Below are 20063 nucleotides of genomic sequence, written 5' to 3' on the forward strand. Positions count from 1 at the left end.
CTTAAAATTTACCGTTAAGTCATGCTAAGATAATGCGCTGTTTTAGCGCGCCTTATTAACAACAAAATATTTAATAGAGAAATCATGAGTAAAACTGCTAACTTATTTGAACCGGTATTAACTAAACGTCGCGGCAAACATGCTGATAAAAAGCATTGGACTAACTTATTAGGCAGTAGTGATACGTTAGCGATTTACCATGGTGCCCTCAATGCCGATGCCCCAGTGTTGTTATTAACCAACGATACCCAGTCGGCATTGCGTTTTGAGCAAGAGCTAAAAAGTTTAAATAAAAAGCGGCAACTGCCTATTTGCTTATTTCCCGATTGGGAAACACTCCCCTATGATAGTTTTTCGCCACACCAAGACATTATTTCCCAGCGATTAGCAACGCTTTATCAATTATCGAACATGAAAAACGGCATCATTATTGTGCCTGTTTCGACATTATTACAACGCCTAGCGCCAACTCAGTATTTACGCACGAATAGCTTGGTCGTAAAAGTAGGTGACAAAAAAGATTTACATCTAATGCGCCAAAACCTTGAAGCCAGCGGCTATCGCAGTGTTGAACAAGTGATGGAGCATGGCGAGTTTTCAGCACGTGGTGCCATTCTTGATATATTTCCGATGGGTTGTAAAACGCCTTTTCGCTTAGATTTTTTTGATGATGAAATTGATGATATTCGCTTATTTGACCCTGAAAACCAGCGTTCAAGTGATAAAATAAATGAAATCAATTTATTACCCGCACACGAATTTCCTACCGACGAAACAGCAATTAATTTATTTCGCCGCCAATATCGGGAAGCGTTTCCAAAGACCATCCACAAAGAATCAATATATCATCAAGTCAGTGATGGCATTTTACCGGCAGGTATTGAATATTACTTACCCCTGTTTTTCGATGAAACAAGCACCTTATGTGATTATTTAAGTGATGATACCCGAATAATGCTCAGTGGTGATATTGATAAAGCGATTGAACAATATTGGCTTGATATTGATTACCGCTTTGAAGAGCGCCGCTATGATTTAACACGACCGTTATTAGTGCCCAAAAAACTATTTTTAAATAACGACGAATTTTATAGTGCGTTAAAACCTTTTGACCGAATTTCAATAGAGAAAACACCGGTAATATCCACATTACAACTAACGGATACTAACGATGAGGCGAAATCGAAAGCTGGGCATATCCGTTTTGATGTAACGCCCTTACCTGATATTACGGTTAATCATCAACTAAAACACCCTTTTGAATTAATTAATAACTTTATTAGCCACAAAGAAACACCTGATAAAATTTTATTTGTGGCTGAAAGTGAAGGCCGCCGAGAAAGTGTTTTAGAGCTATTAGAACGTAACCATATTAAGCCACAATATTTTGATGATATTGAAAGCTTTGTAGCAAGCTCAGAAAAACTGGGCATCACCGTTAATACCCTTAACAGTGGTTTTATTTTTCAAAGTAAAGGCTCTGCCAAGAAAAATGCTATTGCCTTAATCACCGAAGATGAACTTTTGGGTGAGCGCGTAAAGCAAAGTCGCCGCCGCACTAAACAGCAAAATATTCAAGCAGACGCTATTTTCAAAAACTTAGCCGAGCTTTCAATCGGTCAACCTGTGGTACATTTTGAACACGGTATTGGCCGTTACATGGGTTTACAAACCATCGAAAATAGTGGCATAACCACTGAGTTTTTGGTTTTAATTTACGCCGGTGAATCAAAGCTTTATGTCCCTGTTGGCTCATTACACTTAATTAGCCGATATTCTGGTACTGACGCAGAAAGTGCGCCTCTACATAAGTTAGGCAATGATACTTGGAGCAAAGCAAAGCAAAAAGCCGCTGAAAAAGTACGGGATGTTGCTGCTGAACTTCTCGATATATATGCCAGTAGAGCAAATAACAAAGGTTATCAATTTAAACGTGACAAAGCCGAGTACCAAGCCTTTTCAGACAGTTTTCCCTTTGAAGAAACCTTCGATCAAGAGCAAGCCATTAAAGCCGTTGTTTCTGATATGCTCAGTGATAAGGCCATGGACAGACTTGTTTGTGGTGATGTGGGTTTTGGTAAAACCGAAGTCGCGATGCGTGCCGCCTTTGTTGCGGTTAATGATGGTAAACAGGTTGCTATTTTAGTCCCAACAACCTTGCTCGCCCAACAACATTATGAAAACTTTCGCGATCGTTTTGCTAACTTACCCGTTGTTATTGAAGTATTGTCACGCTTTAAAACAGCTAAAGAGCAAAACGTTGTTATTGCTGATGTTGAATCAGGTAAAATAGATATTCTTATCGGCACGCACAAACTATTACAAAACAGCATAAAATATAAAGATTTAGGATTATTAGTTGTTGATGAAGAACATCGATTTGGCGTAAAACAAAAAGAAAAAATCAAACAATTACGCAGTAATGTCGATATATTAACGCTAACCGCAACCCCTATTCCGCGTACCTTAAACATGGCTATGGGTGGAATGCGCGACTTATCAATTATTGCCACACCGCCAGCAAAACGTTTAGCGGTAAAAACATTTGTTCGTGAACGTGACGATGCCCTTATTCGCGAGTCTATTTTACGTGAAATTCTGCGTGGTGGTCAGGTTTACTTTTTACATAACAATGTAGACACTATAGATAAAACCGCCGCAGATATTCAAAAATTGCTGCCCGAAGCCAAAGTAACCACAGCTCATGGGCAAATGCGTGAACGAGAACTTGAACGTATTATGGGTGACTTCTATCATCAACGTTACAATGTATTAGTTTGTACAACAATTATAGAAACGGGTATTGATGTACCCACCGCCAATACAATAATTATGGACAGAGCCGACCACTTGGGTTTAGCTCAGCTCCATCAATTACGTGGTCGTGTCGGTCGTTCACATCATCAAGCTTATGCTTATTTATTAACGCCTCATGTTAAGCGTATCACTAAAGATGCGAAAAAACGTCTTGACGCAATTGCCTCACTTGAAGATTTAGGTGCTGGCTTTACCTTAGCCACTCACGATTTAGAAATTCGTGGTGCAGGTGAATTATTAGGTGAAGGACAAAGTGGCTCGATGAGTCAGATTGGTTTTACCCTCTATATGGAAATGCTTGACCAAGCCGTTGCGGCCTTAAAACAAGGTAAACAGTTATCGCTTGAAAATATGACGGCTAAGCAAACTGAAATTGAATTGCGTGTACCGGCACTGCTACCCGATGATTATATTTTTGACGTAAGTTTACGATTAAGCATTTATAAGCGTATTGCCAGTTGTGGCAATAAAAATGAACTTGACGAAATTCAGGTTGAGCTCATCGACCGTTTTGGTTTGTTACCGCAAGCCGCTAAAAATTTAGTCCACATTGCTAAATTACGTTTAAAAGCTCAAAAAATAGGGGTTTCTCGAATTGAAGCAGGCCCTACTGGTGGCTCAATTGAATTTAGTAACGAGACAAAAGTAGACCCCATGCTTATTATTGGCTTAATTCAGCAACAGCCGCTCGTTTATAAATTAGTTGGTGCCAATAAACTCCAATTTAAAATTGCGACTGAAGACAGCAAGTCGCGTTTTATTTTAGTGACTTCTATGTTAAATGATTTAGTAAAAACGAAAAAATAACCGTAAGATAGGACAATGAACATTGCACTTGAATTTGCCTTTTCAATAAATGGCTTCAAGTCATAACGTTATGTGATAAGTCAGTGTGAAACATTACCGAATGGATGATTAATGAAATTAAAACATTTAATGCTGTTATCAACAGCATTCATATTTTCACAGCAAGCGAGTGCAGTGGGTGAAGATAATACCGACCGTTGGTTTGAAGTGGAAGTGATCCTCTTTAGTCAGTTAGGTGACAAAGCCCTGTTAAAAGAGAATTTTCCAGATAATACTGCTTTACCCGAATATCGAAATTTCATCGACTTATTAGGCCCTTACCTTAATCCTGATATTACTAGTTTAAAACAGCTATTGCCTAGTTGTGATACGCCTGTTTACGCGGAATCATTTATTGATCAAGCGATAACGACAATAAAAGCACAGCCTTACTTCGCCGTAAAAAGCTTGGCTGATTTTACAGCAATAACAGCTCAATCGATTAATAATACAAGTTCAAGCACGCCAATATCACATTCTAGCGATGGCAACGATAAAGCTAACGAAGCACAAAACAGCAAGCTTGTTGCGAATACTGAAGATGATTTTTACGCAAAAAACAGCCTGTTGATTGAACAAAAAATATCAAGCGAAGCGGATCCTCTGATTAGCCATAATGCCCTAGAGGTAATAGATCAGCCACCGATAGTAAGTGCAAAAGAATTAGCGGAACGTACAGAGTTACTCGAAAAAGCCGCGACTGAATTTTCGGCTATTCAATTGAATTATGCAGATGAAATCGCTTCATTTTCTCAAGCTATGTGTACCATTACTCCTGAGCAGTTTAACCAATTCAACCAATCTAGAAACCGAAACGTTTACGAAAGTTATACGGCTTTTACTCTTAGCAACGTACCGTCAACTATTGATAACAATGAAAACATCTACCTTGATCAAGACTATTTACTCAGTGAAGCATCGTTACAACTTGACGATATCGTTCAAGAAATAGCGCGTAGTAGGAACTTCAAACCGTTAATGCATTTTGGCTGGCGTCAAAAAACAAAAACAAAACAATTAGCAATACCACTGAAAGTATTTGCCGGTGAAAATTTTAATGTTCATTATCAACAAGAGTTACAGCAATTTCAGCATCAACTTAAACAAGCGCAGACACAAGAAGCGCTTCTACACAAAGCCATTTATAAGCAAAGCTCTCCTTTAATAGGCCTTTCAGAAGAAGCATTGCAACAAAAATTAGTAAAAGAACGTTTGCAAGAACTTATCGTGAAGTTACCCAGTTTGCCTGTAGAAAAAAGCAATTTATTAACCGAAATAGACAAAGATATAAACAATACGCACAGCATATTAAATTCAACTAATATGCAAATAGCGCCCATTGAACCCCCTCAGGACTGGACTATTGAAGGTTTATTGAAAGTGGAGGTTGATTTTTATTTACACATTACTGCTGATTTTAATGTCATGAATATGTCGTTAGCCGAACAAGCAACACAAAAATTATTACCTGGCAGTAAAAAACAGCAATCTGCACAGTTAAAAACCATAAACTTTAAACAAGACCGACGCGTAAGAAGTACCGAAATACACTATTTTGATCACCCTTATATGGGCATGATAATTCGGATTTTACCTTATCAGAAACCCACTAAGGAAGTTGAAGAGTCCGCTTCACTTCATTAAATATAGAGATAATTATGGATAAAGAAATTGAAATACAAGCCGCTGTTTTTCGCCGTTTACTTGCTCATTTAGACAACCGAAAAGATGTGCAAAATATTGAATTAATGAATTTAGCGAGTTTTTGTCGTAACTGCTTTTCTAAATGGACGGTTGCAGAGGCTGAAAAGTTAGGCGTTGAAGTAGATATCGATACTGCTCGTCAACAGATTTACGGTATGCCTTACAGCGAATGGAAAGAAAAGCACCAATTACCAGCAACACCTGAACAAATGGAAAAGTTTAATCAGTTACAGAAAAAATAGAGACTTTTTCCTTCTAAATTTTTACTGAAATGCCATGTTTAGTCGCTCGACGATCACTTCTGTCGCGCGACTCTAGCCAACGGCCCCGTTTATCTTTTAACTTACGCCGATTAACCGATGAACGACGTTCGTACCCTTTCCAAAAAACGTGTTTTATCGCCGCACTGTTTTCAACACCACTAGACACACCCGCATGGTTTACGGCTGAGTTCATTTGACGGCTGTATTTATTACGTTGTCGCTTATCTTTCTTTGAACGCTCTGTTTGAACTTGATTGACAGAAGGTAATAAATCTATAAGTACATCCACTTTACTTGTCCAATCGTTAGTATTTTTTTATTGAACATTTAATCGGCAGATTAAAATAAAAGTTTAATTTTTAGTAAAATTTAAGCCTAAAATAATACCATCAAACAATTATTTTCTTTTTCTATCGTGTCTTCTGTGTATTATTAACCCTAATGTTTTACTAAAAACTATTAACTTCATCATTAGTGAGGTAGCGCCAAGTACCTAGTTCAACATCTAAGTTGATCTTGCCAATTTGCTGGCGATGTAAACCAACCACTTTGTTACCAACCGCGGCAAACATACGCTTAACTTGGTGGTATTTACCTTCAGTGATAGTGAGTAGCACTTCTTTTTCATTGATGATGTCTAATATAGCGGGTAGCGTTAGTTGGTCTTCACCTTGTAATTGTAATCCAGATTTGAACCGTTCGATTAACTCTACTGACTTTTCTGACAATATTGCATTGCGTAAATTAACGCGATAAACCTTAGCACACTCTTTTTTGGGTGAAATAATATTATGTGACCAGCGGCCATCGTCAGTAACGAGTACCAACCCCGTTGTATCTGCATCAAGACGACCTGCGATATGAAGATCAAACGCTTTATCTACTTCAATATAATGGAGTAATGACGGGTAAACTTCATCAACATTAGAACAAATGGTATCCAGGGGTTTATGCATCATAATATAACGAGAACTGCGCGCAGTAAGCTCAGCACCATCAACGGTGACGCTGTTATTTTCATGTACTTGTGTTGCCGCATTTTTAATAACGTCACCATTGACGCGCACTTCACCCATTTTTAGTAATTTTTTAGCTTCACTTCTGGTGAGTTCGGTACTTTTACATATAAATTTATCAATGCGCATAGTTAATTGGATTCTGTAGTTAGTTATGACTAGGCCGGCTATTATCCTTAATAGCTCGCCAGAATCAACTAAGAAAAAGAAAAAGAGAATAAGATTCCCATACCTTTATAAGTGTTATTGTTAAAAATCAATTCAATTTTGCTTTTAGCTAGCATTAAAAGTAGCGATTAATGTCTAGAACGTGTCCTAAAATGACTTGGCTGTTATTTTTAATACACAACATAGCCGTTAACGATTAACCTATAAATATGGGGATAACTTAAAAAAATTTAAGTCTTGATTATGAAAGACTTAAAATTGTGTCTATACTTTGTTAGACATAAATTAACAGCGCGGTAAAATAACTTGAGTCTCGTATCAAACAGTGAACATCGTCAAAATAATATTGTCATTATTCTTATACTATTAGCTGTTGCCATTGGTTTTACTGAGTTTTTAATCATGCAGTTTTTACCTTGGCTACAAGCCATATTTCCCTATTTACCAGAAGCACTGTTAGATTCGCTATTATTAAGCCTATCTATCACTCCTATCGTTTACTTACTCATTAGAAAACATATTGTTAATATTTCATCAGATGGCTCTAATATTCGCAAAAAACTGATAGTTTCTTCTGGTTTACCCCTTATTATTGCTATTGCATTGATGTTAAATATCGTCAATAAAAATCAAGATGACATAGCCATTTTAAACCATACCGAAAGCATCATTAAACTCGATATAAAGATTGCTCAACTGATCGATGCAACTAACCAAGAATTAGAGTTTAGCGCCCTTTTATTGAATGAATACTCTGCTACGCCAGAAAAAAAACAGTCAAATAATGAGCCACTAAGTCAACTAAAAGCCCTTCGCTTAACTGTTGATACGTTAATTCAGTCATTGAAAGAAGGGATCACCACTAAGCACATAGAGGTAGGTGAGTTTAATCAACAATATATAGCCCGCTTTAAAAGCGACTTACTAGATATCAGACATGCGATTGATGAACAGAATGTATCTTGGCTGCAAGTCATTAGTTATTATATTGATTGGAAAGATCAGTTTTTAAGTCGATTACAAACATTTTCAGACCAAATTAGCCATAAAGACATCGGGAGAATGCACAGTAATTTTATTACGTTATTAAAACTAAAATCTTTAAACCTACTGAGTAACTCTATTTGGCTTATCGCTTTTGAAAATGAAAAAAAAAATATTAACACGCTCGATATTCGGCCCCTTAAGCTCAGAATCCACCAGCAAAATAATCAGGAAAAACTCTACAATGATATATTTATTTCATCACTCTTTAAACGTGATGAAAAACATGTCATGCAATTACTTGATAACACCACAATAAAAGAAGCTTCCCGACTTCAAAACGTGTTATTCGAAAAAAACACCGAACAGCTTGTCGCTCAACTAAAAGCATCAATCGGTTATAATGGCCTTATTCACCAATTTAAGAATTATGTACTACGTGATAATGAAAAATACCGAGTCAATTATTTAACGCTATACCATGATGTAGAAAAAATTATAGACAACTTACGAGATATCAATCAGTACAATAAAAAAGCACTTTTCCACCTTGATGAATTTTCAGCGGTAATCAACCAGTATCAACAAAAACTCTCTAGTATTAGTCAATATAGAAAACAAGGTAAGTCTGTTTTTGAAATTGATCAGCTTGTTATGATAGACGACGCTCCCGCGAGTAAAGCTTTAGAGTATTTACAAAACAGCTTATGGGAAACGGATCCGCAATATACTTTAGGTGTGCTTAAGGATAAAAGTGTAATTCTGCAGAATATTGAAAACTTCCTTAGTCAACAAATACAAAATAAGCTGAATAATTTACTGACAGAAAAGCAAAATGAGTCATATATTACCGCGGCCATCGCTCTGTTTCTCAGCCTCTTTGTTAGTGCTCTTTTACTCGTTACCAGCCGAAATATTAATGATTCATATCAAGAAAGGATCGCAGCACTTAAAAAAGCGGAAGAAGCCGCAAAACTAAAATCAGAGTTTTTAGCAAATATGAGCCATGAAATACGCACCCCCATGAACGGCGTATTAGGAATGCTCGGATTATTACTCAATAGTAATTTAGATGAAGAGCAAAAACACAGAGTTAATATCGCTAAATCAAGTGCAGACTCTTTGTTAACTTTAATTAATGATATTTTAGACTTTTCAAAAGTTGATGCTGGAAAACTAGAATTAGAACACTTAGACTTTAATTTAAGAAACTTATTTGGTTATTTTGCTGAATCGATGGCCTTACCTGCACAAGAAAAAGGGTTAGAAATAGTACTTGATTTAGCCGGTATAGAAGACTCGATGATCAAATCTGACCCGGGCAGAATTAGGCAAATACTGACGAACCTTTTAGGTAATGCTATAAAATTCACTCATTACGGCGAAATAGTGATTAAGGCGAAACTGATCACAGAAAATATGAATAATGACAAGAAATTAATCTTACAATGTAGTATTTCAGATACCGGCATTGGTATACCCGAAGAGAAAAAAATGTCTCTTTTTTCTGCATTTAATCAAGTAGATTCTTCAACGACTCGAAAATATGGCGGTACCGGTCTTGGACTAACCATTACAAAAAAACTGTGTAATTTAATGGATGGCGATATAAAAGTTGTTGATAAAGAGGGAGAAGGTAGTTGTTTTGAATTTACCTTATTAGTTGAAAAGAGTGACCGTTCAACACTTGTTATACCCACAGTCGATATTTCAACCCTGCACATTTTAATTGTTGATGATAATGAAACTAATCGAGATGCACTGCGCTCTCAATTACAACGGTGGGGCGCAAATATTAAGGAAGCGAGCAGTGGCGCAGAAGCATTAGCGCTATGTAAAGAAAGAGAAGAAGATAAGAATCTGCCATTTTTTGATATTGCTTTGCTTGATATGCAAATGCCTAATATGTCAGGTGAATCGTTAGCTAGAATATTTCAAGGTGAACCTGCCTTTAAAGCAATGAAGCTGGTCATGATGACATCTATGGGTAAAAGAGGTGATGCAAAATATTTTGCAGATATTGGCTTTAGTGCTTATTTTCCGAAACCGACAACAACATCAGATCTCTTTAAAACACTGTCTGTTGTTGCCCACGGTGGTGAAATTCTAAAACAAGCCTCTCCTTTGCTTACTCATCATTATTTAAACGCGATGAATACTGTAGAAACCAATAATACAAAAACACTAACCAGTAGCTGGCCTAAAAACACCAGGATATTGGTTGTTGAAGATAACCGTATAAACCAAATGGTTGCTTTGGGTGTTTTACAAGGATTGGGATTACTTGCTGATGCCGTAGCAAATGGCATAGAGGCGTTAACAAGCTTAAAAGAGGCATTAAAAAGCCATCCCTACTCGTTAGTTATTATGGATTGCCAAATGCCTGAGATGGATGGCTATGAAGCAACGCGACGTATACGTCTTGGTGAAGCAGGAGAAGAAAATAAATTAGTACCGATTATTGCAATGACCGCTAATGCAATGCAAGGTGATAAAGAAAAGTGCTTAATCGCTGGCATGCATGACTATCTAACCAAACCTATAGAGCCAAGCAACGTCAATAATAAATTGAAGTTATGGTTAGGTGTTAAAGCAGAGCAAACAACTATTTTAGATACCCATACATTAAATGCAGACCACTTAACGCTGAGCCTGGGCTCTAGAGAAAAGTCAGCAAGCGAAGATGACTCTCTTTGGCAGCAATCGGCACTATTAAGAAGGCTCGGAGGTAACCCTAAAAAAATGACACTATTAGTAAAATGTTACTTAGATGATTGTGAAGAGAAAATACTCGATTTAAAAAATGCCATCAAGGAAGAGCGCTGGCAGCAAATAAATTATAACCTGCACTCAATAAAAGGGGCTGTAGGTAATTTAGGGGGGTCTCAAGTACAAAGCTTAGTGAGTTCAATAGAAACGTTATCTAAAGAAGAAGATATAACGTTACTGAACAAAAGTATTCCTGAACTTTATCTGGCTTTAGATACTTTTAATTCATTACTTGCTAATCACCTAAAAGAACATTAAATTTTCATAAATAATATCAACGAGAAATATCATGGAACTCTTACAAGGTTTACTGTTAATTAGTTCAATTCACCTGTTAGCCGCTGCCTCGCCAGGTCCTGACTTTATTTTAGTTTCTCAGCAAACATTAAGCCAAGGGAAAAAAGCGGGCTTAATGTGCAGTATTGGTATTGCGTTGGGCTTATCTATACACATTATTTATTCTGCCTTAGGTTTAGCGGCAATTATTGCCAATTCATCAGCGACTTTATGGATCATTAAAATACTAGGTGGAAGTTACTTATTATATTTAGGAGTTCAGGGGATCCGTGCAAAAGCCTCGTCGACAACAGCCACAAAAGTTAAGTTACAAGCGACGGTTAAACGTTCATCTTTAAAAAACATTGGTGTTGGATTTTTATGTAATGCCTTAAACCCCAAAGCACCTATTTATTTCGTTGCACTTTTTACTGTCGTACTTTCTCCCAATTTACCCTTATTACATTTAGTTATTTATGGACTTTGGATGATGGCAATACAGCTTGCATGGTTCTCATCCGTAGTGATGTTGTTATCCCAACCCAAAATAAATGAGAAATTTCAGCGTTTAGGTCATTGGATAGACCGTATTTTAGGCGGTGCAATGATACTGATTGGTTTTAAAATATTGACCAGTAAAATTAATTAGTACTATAAAGTTGAGGCGTAAACAGTGACTATAAAAAAATATCAATCTTTTGCAGAATTTTACCCCTTCTATTTAAGCCAACACCAGAACCGAACATGCCGGCGGTTACATTTTATCGGTTCATCACTCATATTATTGCTCATCTTTTATTGTATTAATTATAGTCACTGGCAAGGTTTATGGTTCATTCCTTTTATTGGCTATGGGTTTGCTTGGCTTGGTCACTTTATATTCGAAAAAAACAAACCTGCAACATTTACCTATCCTATCTATAGCCTTGTAGGCGACTGGGTGATGTTTACGGATATATTGACCAGAAAAATTAAGTTTTAGTTAAGCGATTGAGTCTTCTTACTTATTAAAATCGTGCCTATAAATGTTTAGCCTTAGGTGTTTTTTGCATCTTATTTTTACGAGTGTTTCAATTTACATTTTCAATGCTTGGTTTACCTAAAAAATATGAGATTCTGCATTTGGTTATTACTTTATTAGTAGAGATTATTAGCGCGTTTGTAAATTTAATATCTTATCGTCGGGGTTATGAATACCGCAAAAATAATTACCAATAATATTAAATATTAGGGTTTTCGCATCAATAAGTGGCTCAGCAGAAACTTGCAGATGCCGTTTCGGTCTCTAGGTAAACAATCGCAGCGATTGAAAAAGGAAAATACTCTCTTCATTAGAAGTCGCTTTCAAAATTGCCAACCTATTTGAACAACCGATGAAGCAAGTGTTCTTTATGAAAGAAGAAAGCTAAGCCCCATAAAGCCAGGTGCTATAAATAACTACCAAAGCACTTGGTCTATTTCATTAAGTAAGCTTTGCGCTGCTTCACTAATGAGATGAGAAGAGCCCGCTTTAATATGCTTCTCTAATTTTATCGCACTGACTGAAACAAGTGAAAAACCAAACATTTGTGCGGCTCCAGCAATGCGATGCGCAAGCTCAGCAAGCTTTATTAATTCATTATTTTTAATATGGAGGATCAAGTCTTGCTGCTCTAGTACTAGGTTAGATTTAAATTCAATCACCAAATCAGACATGTCAACTGAAGCAATAGCCTTTACGGCTGTATTTTCATCAACATGTTCACCAAAGTATCTTGCAATGGTGGCAATAAATAATTTTCGTTCAATAGGCTTTTTTAAATGTCCGTCAAAGCCTAGTGCTAAATATTTGTCCACTTCATGGGACATCGCATTAGCTGTTAATGCAACAATAGGCTGAACGCAACCTTGCTGACGCAAGACTTTAAAAGCTTCAATGCCATCCATTTCTGGCATTTGAATATCCATAAGAATAAGCTTAGGCTTACTTTCCAAGTAAAGTTTGACTGCTTCTCGACCGTTACTCGCACACAAAACATCTAAACCTAATGATGTTAATAACCGAGCGATTAAACGTCTATTATCATCATGATCATCAGCAAGTAACACTTGTCCATCAAATTTAGTCTCATGGGTGACTGGCACTAAAGTAGTAGCAACAATTTTTGTTGGGGAAATATCCGATAATTGTATCGACTCAAGTTGTTTACAGGGTAAAACTAACGTAAATGTACTCCCTTTATTTAAGGTACTTGTTACTGATATTTTTCCTAACATTAATTTTGCTAATTGTTCAGACAAACATAAACCTAAGCCTGAACCGCCAAAGCGTCGGCTAATGCTACTATCACCCTGAGTAAAACTTGTGAATACTTCCTGTAACTGCGTTTCACTCATTCCAATACCCGTATCGCTGACAGCAATGGTGAGTGCCGCGTCTTTTATCGATACATTTAACGTAACAGATCCCTTGTGGGTAAACTTAATCGCATTTGAACATAAATTAATTAAAATTTGTTTTAAACGAAAGCCGTCAATGCTGAGGAGAAGGGAGCTAGGTAAGGTATGAATAATCTCAAAATGTAGCCCTTTAGCTTTTGCTGATTTGATAAACAGATTAGCCAGGTCATGTAAGATAATCTGCAAGTCTTGCTCGACTAATTCCAACTCTAACTTATTGGCTTCAACTTTACTTAAGTCCAAAATGTTATTAATAAGCTCTAATAAATGTAAACTATTTCCATGAATGATTTCGACTTCTTTATGTAAATATTTTTCATCCATATCACCATTAGTGATCGCCTCAGCTTGGCCGATAATTGAGGTTAAAGGAGTCCTGATTTCGTGGCTCATATTGGCTAAAAATTGGCTTTTAATCGCATTAGCCTTCACTAATTCACTGGTTAGTAGCTCTAATTCTTGTGTGCGATTTTTTACTCGCGCAGATAACTTTAATTTTGAGCGACGTTCAATATTACGATTCAAGATAAATAAAACGAGTACAATAATAAAAGTAGCAGCCGCTAAACTAAAATTACGTTTTTGATCAGCCTGCTCTATTTGTAATTGCTGAAGTTTTTCGTTTTGTTTGAGTTGACTATTTTCTTGTTTTAATTTCTCAGATTCAAAGTCTGCTAACTGAATATTAAGCTTATTATTCGCAATTTCTCTTGTTTTTTTGATATATTCTTGATGGGTTTTAAATGCGGCACTTTGTTTGTTTTGTGCGGAATAAATTAAAGCGAGTAACGCCATATTGTTAATCATTTGCTCTTCATGACCTATTTTATGAGCGAGTTGATCAGAAATAAGTATATTTACATAAGCTTTTTCGACATAACCTAATGAAAACTGCGCTTGGGCTAAACTGTGAAGCCCACCAGCATAAGCAATACTATTACCCGAATTTTTGCCCATACTCACGGCTTGAGTTGCATATTTCATGGCATTGATTGGCTGGTTCATTATATTATAAAGACCGGCAATGTTATGACTAAAGGCTGATAAGTAATATTGATTATTTGAATGTTCGAAATATTCAATCGCTTGTAAAAGTAATTCCAGACCTTTTTGATACTCTCCAGAATACTTATATGCCGTGCCTAATTCCCCTCTAGCTTTCGCTAACGTGAGTTTGTCATCGACATCGGCTAGTTTTTCAATAACATCTACATACAGCTCTGCCGCGGCATCGTATCGCTTTATACGCAAATACATACCCGCAATATTATAACGAATATCAATTTGATCTGCTTTGCTACCGAAGGTTTGATAAATAGTTTCAGCTGCTTGAAAATTTTCTAAAGTGCTACTTATATTGCCCATATCAATATAAGCCAAACCAATATTATTATATAAATTAGCGAGTATTAAGGGCTTGCCTGAATTTAAATAGAAGGCTAATGAGGCTTTTGAAGCTTCAACTGACTGCGGTAACTCCCCCTTTAAATAATGATAAATACCCATACTTTTATTAGCGTCTGCTTCAATTTTTTTAAAGTTATTTTTAGCCGCGATTAATCGCACATGTTTAGCAGCGGCTAATGCAAGTCTAAGTTCACTTAGTTGATAATAATGACTTTCTTGTATTTTTAAAATGGCGATAGTTTGCAGGGGAGTTAAGTCAGCGCGATTTAATAGTGAGATTGAATAGTCAACCGCTGCCTGTTTGTCTTCTATAGTACTAAGAGTTTCAATTTTTTGTGATATGTTTTTATCGCTACTGAGCACCTCACGCTTATCAACTGCGTAAGTTACAGACGAAAAGAATAACGTTTGAACGATAAAAACGACAAAAAAATAAACAATTCGCTTAAAAGCAATCATTAAGAACAACCAAAACACTTGAATTAAATATGATTTTTACTTTTATAACATCTTATTTCATTAAATCCCACAAGTGTTATTTAAACTTTAAATAATTAACGCTAGTGGCTGAGTTTTTCTTTCAATAAAACTTTAATTTCTACTAACTCATTTTCAACGTTTTCAATTTCGGCGCGATTAGCGCGTTTTCCACCATCCCCCATTTCACTATGTTGCTCTGCTCTATAGTTTTCGTTTTCTTGTCCTATCACTTCTAAGAGAGTTCACACCATCATGTCCAAAAATATAAACGCAGTTAAAAAGATAAAGGTCAAATAATAAACCCAGTGAAGAAGATAAACCGCCATCGTTTCGTACATTACATATCCATTACCTCACTATAAAATGTTGACATGAGTGAGTGGCGAGATCTATTAACAATAGACTCATACAAAAAAGTGCTCACAATAATCCTTTGTAAACATATGATTTTTGACAAAGTTATATTATATAAAATAATAATAGCCACAAAATACTTTTGTTAACAAAATATAGTTAACGTCTGCATTTATTCCTAGCCTCAAGCCACTTGCGGGAAGTCTTTTTCTCACTCTATCTAAATCAAGGGAGCCACCTTTAAGTGAAAAAAGTTGTGCTCGATAATTAAGATTCTTAATAGAGGTTTCACTAGAGTTTGTTATCTTAGAATCTGACATCGATAGTATATGAATCAATTTTGAATCACCATTAACAACAAAATTAGCATCATATATCGCAAAAATCAGTTGTCGATTTTTTTGACTCTCTTTACCAACTTAACAAGATATTTAGCCAGTAAGTTGCTATTCAAGTGCACTGAAGGTTCATCGATAATTATTATAGTGTTCCCTAATATTATCAATGCAAGAATGGTGGCAGCTCTGATCAAAAGAAGTATTTTGAATGGATTTTCCATCGTAAAAGACATTTATCTTTCTATAATGTTTAAGAGTAAAGAGCGCTAACTCAATGTCGATTAATAATGTTTAAAAGTTGCTTTCTCATTCAAAGGAAGTTCTCAGCGTAGAAGTTGTTACTCCATTACCTACAACCTTTTTCAATAAAGCCTCCCATGATTGGATTGCAGTAAAGTAAAAACCTTCAAATGCTATAGCAACATTATGACTCATGAAATTGTAACCTTGGGTATTATTGTTTATTTCTTGGCAAATGTGTTTAGACTTTCTTAAAAATAATTATAAGGTAATAATACGCTAATTGCGTATAATCCCCACCCAATATTTAAGAGCACTCGATAGAGACGTTAACAGAATAAACTATGTATAAATCCCTAAAAATGAAGTTGAATACACTCAAAAACAACAAGATTTTTGAGCTTGTCGTTGTCTCCGTTATTATTCTTTCCGCACTAGAAATAGGTGCAAAAACATTTCAATTAACAGATAGTGCAGTTTCGCTTGCTGAAATATTAGACGTTTTTATAACCATATTCTTTCTTTTCGAGTTAACTGTTCGCTTTATTGGAGATGATGATAAACGTTCATTCTTGAAAAAAGGTTGGAATGTCTTTGATACTCTTGTCGTAATGATAAGTCTTATACCCATAGATAATAGTGAAATGGCTCTTCTTGCTCGCCTTGTCCGTATATTTCGTGTACTAAGAATGATATCTGTTGTACCAGAGTTGCGAATTCTCATTAACTCTCTCATAAAAGCCTTGCCACAATTAGGTTATGTAGTTCTATTGATGTTTATAATTTTCTATATATATGCGGCATTTGGCAGCTTCATGTTTAGTCAGATCAATCCAAAACTCTGGGGTGATATAGCAATATCAATGTTAACACTATTTAGAGTTATGACATTCGAGGATTGGACTGACATTCAATACGAAACAATGGAAGTCTATCCTTATAGTTGGATATTTTATCTAACATTTATCTTCTTTACCGCCTTTGCATTCTTAAATATGGTGATTGGTATTGTTGTTAATGTCATGGAAGAAGAACACCAAGCAGCCAGAGATGAAAAAGCTGAAAAACAACCTACTCTTATTGAACTGCAACAAGAATTGAAAGAAATAAAAGCCTTGCTTATTGCACAAAAAAAGTAATAAAAAATTGCTTCTAAGCGGCTATTCATACAACTGTTTTGAATTGTTTGAACAAAAATCAAGCATAGAAAAAAGGTCCAGCAGAGTGTGAGGTTTAGGGTTTGCTACATAACTGACTGAGGTCATTATAGCTTTTTTTTGCTAAGGCCGAAGAACAAATTTATTTAGCTTAAAGGCGTCAATACAGGCCTTATTCTCTACTTCATTAAAGACCTAACCCTCTGTGTGTAGAGACACTAGTCGCTTAACAACTAGGTTTTACATTATTATATAGGTAAGTGTAAATTAATAAATGCCTGATGTAGGGTAGATGATGAAGTTTCTTTTATCACCCCCTCCAGCTAATTTTTTGGTTACTAAATTTTTATCAACCAATAGCTCCTTCAACCCCTTAGCTATTTTCTTATGCATTGCTACGTATTCCTATTCTTTCCTACTTTTTTAAGGCATTGAGTGATCGCCGCAGTAAAACGCCGTGGATCGTTTTATTGTATATCAAAGCAACCCATTGCGATTATGTCGTTATCTTCAAATGTGATGCCGAAGGTGCTTAATGCATAGTGGGTTTGGATTGATCATGCTCACAGGGTTGGTGTCGTATTTAATTCCGCCTTTATTTCCTTTGTTAAGTTTGTAAATTCTATTTTGGATTGGGACCGGGGTCTTCTTTTCGGTAAAATGTTGAATATTTTACATAAGAGAATTTATCGTAACCAGAGATCAAACTTTCAGCAGACGCTTACCACATAACTTTGATCGTAAGTAATTTCTCAATATCCTTATACTTTAGGGTATTGTAGATATCGCTATTAAAAGCCCTCCACATCTTGTCGTCTAATGAATATCCAACGTCTAAAAATGAGACTTCTTAGCGAGAAAAGACATAAAATCCACAAGATTTTTAGACGATATCTATTCTGCTGTATCAACAACATATTTATAAGATAACGTCCACAAAAGCTTTCTAGACGTTCAACTGTTGCATTCCCTTTTAGCCCTATACTTTTTCTACACATGGCTCTGGTGAAAAAGTGTTAGGGGTTTTATGGTATAAAAGTCAATCTTGCTAGTGACGATGTGAGTGATGGAATCGACTAACTACTCTACTAAAATGGATAGATTTGTCACTTTTTTATAATTATGAAATGTTTTTGTTATGCGAACAGTTGTTTCTATTTCATAAACTGTATTCATTCAATTTTTTTCAGTTTTTCATAAACGCTAATAAGCTCTGAGAAGCACCCTATTTTACTTTTTTAAATGCTAGCTTAGCCTTGAGTTCAACTATTTTTTACACTAGGGCCAGTACTCTCGATTGACCCCTCGCTGCCTTTTTACGATCACGGTCAAGTGGTTGTGGTTTTTTTCTGTTTTGCTACTAACAGTCAGTTTATGTAATATTTTTTGATCACGCTGACTTTGTTCAATTTTACTGAGAGCCTCTTTATTTATGAAGAGAGAGTAAAAGCAAACGGCTCCCAAAAGAGCCGTTGTACTTGATGTACTATATTACCCGCTGGTTACGATGGGTACTTGCAGGGATGGATGACAAGCCAATTAAGATTGTCTTCGGTATCGAGTAAATGACAAGCCAGCTAAGCCCATTGATAACAAAATAATTGTTCCTGGTGAGGGTACATTAACGATTGGCTTCGTGATCTCATTTGATATGCCGTAAAGACTCCATGGATATAATTGATGAAACCTATAAGTTGAGCTCCAAACGTGATGATCCTCACCAGAATCGCCACTCATTGGGTATAGTGAACCAAGTTCGTAATCAGACATAAAAGCACCAATGCTGTTAATGCCCGTCCAAACGTATGTACCTCGTCCTCGAATCGCTGCCTCGTTGTAAATAATCGGGTTCATTAAAGTACCGTTCCATAAATCCTGACCCGATGTCGCAATTATGTCTCCAAAAGTGCTAAATATCGTAACAGCTCTATTATCCAAACTACTAATGCCGGTGTTTACCTGTGCGTTTATAGTCGATGTACTCGCTAACGCTGCCCACTCTAAACCTAAGGTACTCGTGACCGAGCCATTTCGAGCTACATTACTCACAAAATTGTTGTAAACGTTGATGTCGGTCGAAGTGGCAGTTCGACCGGTGCTCGTAACAAACACCACCCTGTAATTGTCACCCTCATTTAGGTTCGCTATTGCCTCTATTAGTGTGGCCGATGCTGTGCCAGAAACACTCAGTACACCGAAGATTATGAACATTGCGTATCTGAAAGTTGTTAAAACCCTTTTTAAAAATTTAAATGTCATGCGTTATTCCTTTTACCCACTCCCAAAATTGAAAATGGTAACTCAAAAGTTAAATATCACCTTTTGAATGGTCTTAAACAATAATTGAGCCAAATAGTTATATACAATAATATCAGTAAGTTAAAAAAACTATTTTCTTAACTTATAAAAAATGACATTAATATTTTTAAATTTAGCTATTAATCACTTAAATATCAGTGTTGTACAACACTGAAGCATGAAAATAGCCATCGACATTGAAGGAGATAATGTAAGTAAAGCGTTACATAAGACTGAATCCACTTTGACGTACAAAAACATCATTGCAACCCTGCAAGGCTTGCATTGTGGTGCTTACAAGCCTATTGGGCAAATGCCTTGACAGTGATGGCGATATATTTGACTTTGCTATTACCAAGGGCAAATCATTTTAAAAAGCCAAGTTCACTCTGTGCTAGGTGTAAAAAATCCTGACACTGCACCCTATCCCTCCGAACAAGTTAATAAGTGAAGGAAAGTCGATGTTACTTATCAATTTTCTTCTGCGTCTTCGCCCCTGAGAGAGAA

12 protein-coding genes and 1 pseudogene are annotated in these 20063 nt (G+C 36.2%); 7 read left to right on the forward strand and 6 right to left on the reverse strand.

Annotation, left to right across the window (positions count from 1 at the left end; all coding sequences use genetic code 11):
- Positions 1-84 precede the first annotated feature (84 nt).
- The 3 genes from mfd to H4J73_RS08505 all read left to right on the forward strand — a co-directional run bounded on the left by mfd (position 85) and on the right by H4J73_RS08505 (position 5609).
- A complete protein-coding gene (gene mfd, locus H4J73_RS08495) occupies positions 85-3624 on the forward strand; it encodes a transcription-repair coupling factor (protein WP_182181531.1) in 3540 nt (1179 codons plus the stop codon).
- Positions 3625-3735: 111 nt separating this feature from the next.
- Positions 3736-5307, forward strand: a complete 1572-nt coding sequence (locus H4J73_RS08500) for a CsiV family protein (protein WP_182181530.1) — start codon at positions 3736-3738, stop codon at positions 5305-5307.
- Positions 5308-5321: 14 nt separating this feature from the next.
- Positions 5322-5609, forward strand: a complete 288-nt coding sequence (locus tag H4J73_RS08505; RefSeq protein ID WP_182181529.1) for a DUF1244 domain-containing protein — start codon at positions 5322-5324, stop codon at positions 5607-5609.
- 13 nt (positions 5610-5622) lie between these two features.
- Here H4J73_RS08505 and H4J73_RS08510 read toward each other — a convergent pair whose 3' ends face one another.
- Entirely contained in the window at positions 5623-5919 is a 297-nt protein-coding gene (locus H4J73_RS08510; RefSeq protein ID WP_182181528.1) for a hypothetical protein, read from the reverse strand.
- Positions 5920-6079: 160 nt separating this feature from the next.
- On the reverse strand, positions 6080-6775 hold the full coding sequence (locus H4J73_RS08515) for a pseudouridine synthase (RefSeq protein WP_182181527.1): 696 nt from the start codon (positions 6773-6775) through the stop codon (positions 6080-6082).
- Positions 6776-7120: 345 nt separating this feature from the next.
- On the opposite strand from H4J73_RS08515, the gene H4J73_RS08520 reads away from it, so the two are divergent.
- The 3 genes from H4J73_RS08520 to H4J73_RS08530 are packed head-to-tail and all read left to right on the forward strand — an operon-like array spanning position 7121 to position 11825.
- On the forward strand, positions 7121-10825 hold the full coding sequence (locus H4J73_RS08520) for a hybrid sensor histidine kinase/response regulator (RefSeq protein WP_182181526.1): 3705 nt from the start codon (positions 7121-7123) through the stop codon (positions 10823-10825).
- A gap of 31 nt (positions 10826-10856) precedes the next feature.
- A complete protein-coding gene (locus H4J73_RS08525; RefSeq protein WP_182181525.1) occupies positions 10857-11492 on the forward strand; it encodes a LysE family translocator in 636 nt (211 codons plus the stop codon).
- Positions 11493-11516: 24 nt separating this feature from the next.
- The gene (locus H4J73_RS08530) at positions 11517-11825 is read left to right on the forward strand and encodes a DUF962 domain-containing protein (RefSeq protein WP_310649676.1); all 309 of its coding nucleotides are present in this window, start codon (positions 11517-11519) and stop codon (positions 11823-11825) included.
- A 455-nt stretch (positions 11826-12280) separates the two neighbouring features.
- On the opposite strand, the gene H4J73_RS08535 is transcribed toward H4J73_RS08530, so the two are convergent.
- From H4J73_RS08535 to H4J73_RS20770, 3 genes and pseudogenes are all read right to left on the reverse strand, one after another.
- A complete protein-coding gene (locus H4J73_RS08535; RefSeq protein WP_182181524.1) occupies positions 12281-15148 on the reverse strand; it encodes an ATP-binding protein in 2868 nt (955 codons plus the stop codon).
- 101 nt (positions 15149-15249) lie between these two features.
- Positions 15250-15399: a hypothetical protein gene (locus H4J73_RS08540; RefSeq protein ID WP_182181523.1), complete on the reverse strand. Its 150-nt coding sequence runs from the start codon at positions 15397-15399 to the stop codon at positions 15250-15252.
- Between the two features lie 15 nt (positions 15400-15414).
- Positions 15415-15510 (reverse strand): annotated as a pseudogene (locus tag H4J73_RS20770) (ion transporter); the annotation flags it as partial.
- A 935-nt stretch (positions 15511-16445) separates the two neighbouring features.
- On the opposite strand from H4J73_RS20770, the gene H4J73_RS08545 reads away from it, so the two are divergent.
- Positions 16446-17240 carry an ion transporter gene (locus H4J73_RS08545; protein WP_182181522.1) on the forward strand — a complete coding sequence of 265 codons (795 nt, stop codon included), beginning with the start codon at positions 16446-16448 and terminating at the stop codon, positions 17238-17240.
- Positions 17241-18797: 1557 nt separating this feature from the next.
- Here the strand turns inward: H4J73_RS08545 and H4J73_RS08550 are convergent.
- Positions 18798-19517 (reverse strand): hypothetical protein, encoded by a 720-nt coding sequence (locus H4J73_RS08550; protein ID WP_182223195.1) that lies wholly within the window; start codon positions 19515-19517, stop codon positions 18798-18800.
- Positions 19518-20063 lie beyond the last annotated feature (546 nt).

The organism is Colwellia sp. MB3u-41 (genome assembly GCF_014076845.1).
In the GTDB taxonomy this organism is placed as follows: domain Bacteria; phylum Pseudomonadota; class Gammaproteobacteria; order Enterobacterales; family Alteromonadaceae; genus Colwellia_A.

Bases quoted from the DNA above. Each gene is read 5' to 3' on its own strand.
- mfd (WP_182181531.1), top strand. From the start codon at position 85: ATGAGTAAAACTGCTAACTTATTTGAACCGGTATTAACTAAACGTCGC.
- H4J73_RS08500 (WP_182181530.1), top strand. From the start codon at position 3,736: ATGAAATTAAAACATTTAATGCTGTTATCAACAGCATTCATATTTTCA.
- H4J73_RS08505 (WP_182181529.1), top strand. From the start codon at position 5,322: ATGGATAAAGAAATTGAAATACAAGCCGCTGTTTTTCGCCGTTTACTT.
- H4J73_RS08515 (WP_182181527.1), bottom strand. From the start codon at position 6,775: ATGCGCATTGATAAATTTATATGTAAAAGTACCGAACTCACCAGAAGT.
- H4J73_RS08525 (WP_182181525.1), top strand. From the start codon at position 10,857: ATGGAACTCTTACAAGGTTTACTGTTAATTAGTTCAATTCACCTGTTA.
- H4J73_RS08535 (WP_182181524.1), bottom strand. From the start codon at position 15,148: ATGATTGCTTTTAAGCGAATTGTTTATTTTTTTGTCGTTTTTATCGTT.
- H4J73_RS08545 (WP_182181522.1), top strand. From the start codon at position 16,446: ATGTATAAATCCCTAAAAATGAAGTTGAATACACTCAAAAACAACAAG.
- H4J73_RS08550 (WP_182223195.1), bottom strand. From the start codon at position 19,517: ATGACATTTAAATTTTTAAAAAGGGTTTTAACAACTTTCAGATACGCA.